The following is a 6036-nucleotide window of genomic DNA, read 5'->3' on the forward strand; positions in this document are numbered from 1 at the left end:
GATGGCTGAAACTATGGTAAGCCCGTATCAGCGCCGATTAGTGCTCATTGAGACCATGGGCAACTTGGATGAGGAAAAGCGACGCCTGAAAGCCCGAATTCCAGGATCCTCTGGTGAAGCTAAGCAAAAGATAGGGAGTGAGATCGAAGAGCTTCAGAAGCAACGGGAAGCGGCACGGCTTAAACTGGCAGAGCTGAACCAGCTCATTAAGGCCAGTAAAGCAGTGCGTCATCGTGGTGCTGCCGAAGTGACGGTTTCGCAGGTGTTTGTAGAGCTTGCTAGGAGGCATCTTGAAACAGAAGACTTCGAGTATCTCTACCAGCAGGCGTTGCAGGCGGCAAGTTGCGCGAACGATCTTTGAATCGCCTCTCAATCAAGGAGGATGCTATGGGACAGTCACAGAAACCTTTTGATCGGAGTGCCTGGGTCGGAATAGGCGTTATCCTGCTCATCGTTTTCAACGCCTTAATTCTCAATTTGATCTTTGCTCCACGTTTTGAGCTGGTGGCGCAGGCGTTGATGTTTGGGTTTGGAAGTGTGTTTCTCACACTGATCGACGTTTTGATATTAAGAAACGTCATTCGAAAAAGATCCAAGAGAATCATTTGAAAGAGTGGTGTGCCTCGGATCATGGTGTTTCCGGCCGGAAACGCGATAGCAAAGGCCTAAGGAAGGGTTGAGTAATCATGAAAACAATGCAGTGGCTGGCTAGAGCTCGATTTTTGCGTTTTGCGGCGCTGACACTTTCCAGTCATGAGGAAGGCGTCTTATCACTGACCGATGCCGCCCGATTAATTGAATCCCATGGAGACGGGATGGCTGAGGCGTTTGGTGCAGTTGAGCAATTCGACCTGGTGAAAGTGGTGGACGAGACACGAGCGGACATCAAACAGTTCATTGAATCGCAGCACGGAGCTGTTGATGTCCAGTGGCTGATAATGAACGAACGCACCGTGATCACGTTTCATCACCTCATGAACGAATTACCAAAACTGAAAAGCTTCCGGTTTCGAAGGATCCAGAAAGCGATTGCAGGCTAAGTGCGCTGCCCTACCCTCTCAGCTGGAGTTATCCAAAGATTCAGTGGATATGACGGTGGAAATAATGCCTAGTGTGCTGTTTTTATTCGTGAACTAGAAAGTAGTCAAAAAATAATCAATCAGAGGAAAGGACTCCATGCGGCACCTTCGGATACTCATACTTGCCCTCGCCACTTTGACGGTGGTTGGCTGCACCGGTGAGGCAGAATCTACACAGCCAAATACGCCAACACCAGACGTTTCGAAAGAGGCGACAAGCACGACGGTCGAATCTCGTCCGGGCGAACCTGTTCAGGGAATGGTTCGAAACGTTGAATTCACAATGGATCAAGCGTTATTCCAGGGTGGAACTTTGGAGATTCGTAAGGGCTCGGATTTCTTTGCCGATCTTTCTGTCGAGATTGTGCTGTTCGACGATGATCCAGCGGGAAAAGCATTCAGATTTCCCTCAGATGAGCCCAATCTATCCCCTCACCTGCGACTGAGCCGGAAAGTAGAAGGCCAGGGAGTTCCAGACACGCAAACCTTAATGAGCGATTACCACCTCGATCTGTTTTTTGGTGAGGCTGAATCCTTGGGTATTCCCTTCGCAATGAAGTTGGACGTTGCTCAGCACCAGACACAGCTTTTTGGAACCGGTTTTGCCACGTTTGGAGACATCAAGGTAATTGATGGAGAGCTTGATACTCGGTACCAAAGCCTGGATACGTTGACGCTACTGGCTGAAAGGTATGCAGAGCAAAAGGATGCGTTTGCGAATGTAGAAAATACCTTCGGTACCACGCTTTACACTAACGGCAACGCCAGTCCTGCAACCGCTTTTGTAGGCCTAGAGGTAAGTGACCGTGAAGGCAAACTGGCACTAATGAAGCTGCAGTTTCGCATGGAGCAAAGCGGGTGGGTAGTTGCTAACGAGTTGTCACCGGATCAAATCCATGAAGCACACGCGGTATTGGATAGCTTCGAAGGTGATCGGCGAACGGTCGAGGGTAACAAAGCACGCTTGGTGGCCGGCAGCCGTTTTGAAATGGAGCTTCAAGAGCAGGCTTTAATTAAAAATGTTCGTGGTACCTCGGTGAACTGCTATCTGTCAGAGGCGGCAAATAAGGCCAGTTGTCGGACGGCAGCTACTGTCTTAGAAAACGGATCTAACGATTGCTTTCGACGGTTTTATCTTCTGACGCACAACGGATCGGAGTGGCTATTCGAAGGCAACCTTAAGCAAAGCCAGAAAGTGGATTACAAGACCGGTGAAATTGTGGAAGGCAGGCCCCCTTCCAAGTATTCCTGCAGTGCTTGAATGGAATCTTTGGCCGATTGAGCCCAGGAACCATTAATAGACCTTTCTGATTGGAGCTCACAGGATGATGGAGGCATTTGGACACATCGTTGTTGGCCTTGCACTGACTGTTGGTGGACTGTGGCTTGCGATTACTGCGTTTGCCGGGTGAGCCTTGCCAAACACAGATCCCAGAGTTGGCCTTCAGTTCCTGAAATCGTGCGCACGTCTTCAACCGAAGTGAGTATTTACTATGCCCAAGATTAGCCGTAGAGAGTGGTAATTGATAGAAACCTCTACTGAAACAATGGGCAGCATGAGGTCTGGTTTGGTCTCATTCTTAGGCGTCTGGCGTGGGACTACGGACCAAGCGCACTGATGAATTCATGCACCCAATCCAATAGACCGGACGTTGTTTCGGCTTGGTCCTCTTCTCAATACCTGCCTGTCGCTTCTCTGATATACTGTATGAAAATACAGTTCTTGGACTTAAGTTTTGGAATTTCGTCGTCGTCATAATTCGTATTTTGCGATGCTGAATGCCTTCGCCTCTCACGATCCCGTGGGTATTGTCACGGCAAACGATATTGAGGTTAGATCATGGCTCGGCATTGCTGATCGTGATGTTCTTCGTCAGTTACCCAGTTTCTCGGTGGTGCTACTGGATATAACGGCGTGGCGTCGAATGATTTTGGAGCCCTATCAACGTCTGGGTCCTGGGATCTACATGGTTGGTGTGGTGATCGATAACGGGGTCATTGGTGCCATGGATAAAAGTAAGCCAGTGATCCGGATGGTTCGCAATAAAAAAGACCGACTCGATCGGTCAAATTAGGCGCCCTGCCCTACCCTGGGCCTTGAAGAATGTAGATGGTGCCGGTGCCCCCGGCCTGGCTCACCACTAAGCAGGTGACGCACCCGTGTCAGGCTCCACTGCAGCAAACGGGCTTCCTTGCCCACAAGGAATGCCCATTGTACACACGGAATCTCATGGCGGTATGTGATTTTGCCTAATCCAGGTGTAGGAAATCGACTTGTTTCCGGGCGGAAACAAAGTGTCTATGTATCGATCCTAAAGATATACAAAGATATTGACGTTTACAGCCAATAAAGAGATAATTCGATAGTCGTCAGCAGCTTGCTGTCACCGCGTTTCGCCGGCGTTCGAGGCGAGTCAGGAGATTCCCGCCATGAGCACACTTGCGCTTGTTTCCGCACTGAAACACCATTCCCAGGATTTTGAGTTCTACCCCACTACCGATGCGATGCTTAAAGCCGTCCGTCAGGACATTCAAGCAGTCCTGTCCGATCCCTTTAGCGACAAATATCCTATTTTCTCTGCGCTCGATGTGGGTGCTGGTGACGGCCGATGTTTGATGCAGCTGACTGAGGGTGATCGGTATGCGATCGAAAAAAGCCTGATGCTTGTTGAGCGACAGGATAGGAGCATCGTAACCGTTGGTACCGATTTGTTCGCCCAGGTTCTGTTAGATCTACGGTGTGATGTGATCTTTTCGAACCCGCCCTACTCTCACTTTGGCGCCTGGTCGGAGAAAATCGTTCGGGAAGCGAATGCCAAGCTGATTTACCTGGTTATTCCCGTTCGCTGGGAGAACGATAAGTCGCTGCAGTCAGCCCTTGAAAGTCGACAGGCAGAAACTGAAGTGTTGGCTCAGTTTTCTTTCGACACGCCAGATGCTGAGAGGCGGGCACGGACTACTGTGGATGTCGTCCGAATTCGCCTCGATAAACATTGCCACGGTCGTGGCCACAACTATCGGTTAAATGAATTGCGGGTGGACCCGTTTGACCTTTGGTTCGAGCAGCACTTTGCACCTCAATCCACAGTCTCACAGCATTCGAACATTGATCCGAAAACAACTATCGAAGCCAGGGCAAAAAAGCGTATAAGCACCGGAAGGGAGTTGATCACCAGCCAAGGTCTGGTGCAGGCGTTGGCAGAGTTTTATCAGAAAGATCTCTCAGATTTAGTGAGCGATTACGAGAGGATCTGCAGTTTAGACCCTGTTTTGCTTGGCGAGCTCGGCGTGAGCACTGAAGCCCTTGCTAAAGGTCTCAAACTTAAAATCGAAGGTCTCAAGCATGTTTATTGGCACGAGCTCTTTGAGAATTTCCGGCCGGTAACTTCACGCCTTGCCACCAAAACCCGGCAAAGAGTCATCGAGAAGTTAAAGGCATCAATGAGCATCGACTTCACCCCGGATAATGTTCACGCTTTGTGTGCCTGGCTAATCAAGAACTGCAATCAATACTTCAATGACCAGCTGATTGAGCTGGTTGAGAGATTGACCAAAAAAGCGAACGTCATTGCTTACAAGTCCAATCAGAAAACCTTTGCAGAAGACGGTTGGCGCTACGGCCAAACCCCTGAAATCGATCGCTACAAGCTGGACTACCGAATTATCCTGGAATGCTGGAAGGCGCTGGATTACGGATATTTTGGAGACAATCCTCCTACCCTCAACTCTACCGTTGCCGACCTTCTTAATGATTTCATGACCATTGCTAACAATCTGGGCTTTGTAACTCGGGAAGAAATGTCAGCAAAGCAGCAAGCCTGGGAAGCGGGTCAAAAAGTGTTGTTCTATTTCACCGATCAAAAGACCGGGCAACGATCCGTTGCCTTTGAAGTCAAAGCCTTCAAAAAAGGAACGGTGCATCTGAAGGTTAACCAGCGGTTGATGTGTCGTTTGAACGTAGAATTTGGCCGGTTAAAAGGCTGGGTGCGTAACGCCCAGGAAGCTGCGGATGAATTGGATATTTCACTGACTCAAGCTCAAGCGGCATTCAACGCAAACATCCGGCTTGGTCAGGATGCTTTGATAGCCCTATCCGCGCCAGAAAAATAAAAGTTTCCGCCCGGAAACAAAAAAAGCATATCAGGGCAAGTGCCCCTGAATCAGCCAGAGTGCTCATAAGAAACCAACGATCGAAAGTACATTTGTTTCCGACCGGAATTTTGGCTGATTGGGGCTTCCTGTCTGTTAGGCTTAGCGGAACCGCCTTCTCGATGAAAATGAACGAATCATAAATGCCGGATTGGCGGAAGGCGCACTGGTCGGAGTTTAGGTGGCATGCTTTGTTGTTATGGGGGCGGCATTGGAGTTGGAAATTATTTTGGCGCCAACCTTGGCACAAATTGATTCCTTCCGCTTCTGACTGGTTGTAGGAGGTCGTTTCGGACTACGGATAAGTGATTTCGAGGCCGACTGTTTTGCTGTTGTGCCGTCTGGTAACGGGCGGACTTCTGTATTCTTAAGTAGGTTTGAGTCTACTGAATCTTGAAGCGCTGTCTGTATCGGCTGGTGTTGCACTTCCATTTTTTACTATCTCAGGTGTCTCCCGTAACCATTACGTCGATCTCGCGTCCGAGTTAATAGAGACGGGCCCCTGGTGGATCACACTGGTTATGGGGTGTCATGCTTTGTTCTCCCTTGTCTTGATCTTTTTAATTGGTCTGGGTTTGCGGAATAGATTCAGAATATAGAGTAAGTTTCCGGCCGGAAACTCATGGGGCAATCGCCCATAGCGGGCAGAACGCGCCCTACGGGGCGGGCTTCTCCGGGTTCGCTGTTCGCTCATCCCGCCGGTGGCGGGACTGACGCCCTCCATATCCCTCGCGCTTCCGACCTCCGGCCGGTAAAGGATCCCCGCTGATCGCGGGGCCCCCGAAGTCGGATCAACAGACGCTTCGCG

6 protein-coding genes are annotated in these 6036 nt (G+C 49.9%); all 6 read left to right on the forward strand.

Features of this window, described 5'->3' with window-relative positions; genetic code table 11:
- Position 1 precedes the first annotated feature (1 nt).
- On the forward strand, positions 2–361 hold the full coding sequence (locus KEHDKFFH_RS16650; protein ID WP_146084229.1) for a hypothetical protein: 360 nt from the start codon (positions 2–4) through the stop codon (positions 359–361).
- A 26-nt stretch (positions 362–387) separates the two neighbouring features.
- Positions 388–609 carry a hypothetical protein gene (locus KEHDKFFH_RS16655; protein ID WP_104322952.1) on the forward strand — a complete coding sequence of 74 codons (222 nt, stop codon included), beginning with the start codon at positions 388–390 and terminating at the stop codon, positions 607–609.
- 77 nt (positions 610–686) lie between these two features.
- Entirely contained in the window at positions 687–1040 is a 354-nt protein-coding gene (locus tag KEHDKFFH_RS20085; protein WP_146084230.1) for a hypothetical protein, read from the forward strand.
- A 136-nt stretch (positions 1041–1176) separates the two neighbouring features.
- Positions 1177–2340: a hypothetical protein gene (locus KEHDKFFH_RS16665; protein WP_104322954.1), complete on the forward strand. Its 1164-nt coding sequence runs from the start codon at positions 1177–1179 to the stop codon at positions 2338–2340.
- A 475-nt stretch (positions 2341–2815) separates the two neighbouring features.
- Positions 2816–3154 carry a hypothetical protein gene (locus tag KEHDKFFH_RS16670; RefSeq protein WP_241956543.1) on the forward strand — a complete coding sequence of 113 codons (339 nt, stop codon included), beginning with the start codon at positions 2816–2818 and terminating at the stop codon, positions 3152–3154.
- Between the two features lie 355 nt (positions 3155–3509).
- Entirely contained in the window at positions 3510–5189 is a 1680-nt protein-coding gene (locus KEHDKFFH_RS16675) for a DUF4942 domain-containing protein (protein ID WP_104322956.1), read from the forward strand.
- Positions 5190–6036: the final 847 nt, after the last annotated feature.

It is taken from the genome of Marinobacter maroccanus, assembly GCF_002933275.1.
In the GTDB taxonomy this organism is placed as follows: Bacteria; Pseudomonadota; Gammaproteobacteria; order Pseudomonadales; family Oleiphilaceae; genus Marinobacter; species Marinobacter maroccanus.

What these genes read in the sequence shown, in the direction of transcription:
- KEHDKFFH_RS16665 (WP_104322954.1), top strand. Translation starts at nt 1,177, where the DNA reads ATGCGGCACCTTCGGATACTCATACTTGCCCTCGCCACTTTGACGGTG.
- KEHDKFFH_RS20085 (WP_146084230.1), top strand. Translation starts at nt 687, where the DNA reads ATGAAAACAATGCAGTGGCTGGCTAGAGCTCGATTTTTGCGTTTTGCG.
- KEHDKFFH_RS16650 (WP_146084229.1), top strand. Translation starts at nt 2, where the DNA reads ATGGCTGAAACTATGGTAAGCCCGTATCAGCGCCGATTAGTGCTCATT.
- KEHDKFFH_RS16655 (WP_104322952.1), top strand. Translation starts at nt 388, where the DNA reads ATGGGACAGTCACAGAAACCTTTTGATCGGAGTGCCTGGGTCGGAATA.
- KEHDKFFH_RS16675 (WP_104322956.1), top strand. Translation starts at nt 3,510, where the DNA reads ATGAGCACACTTGCGCTTGTTTCCGCACTGAAACACCATTCCCAGGAT.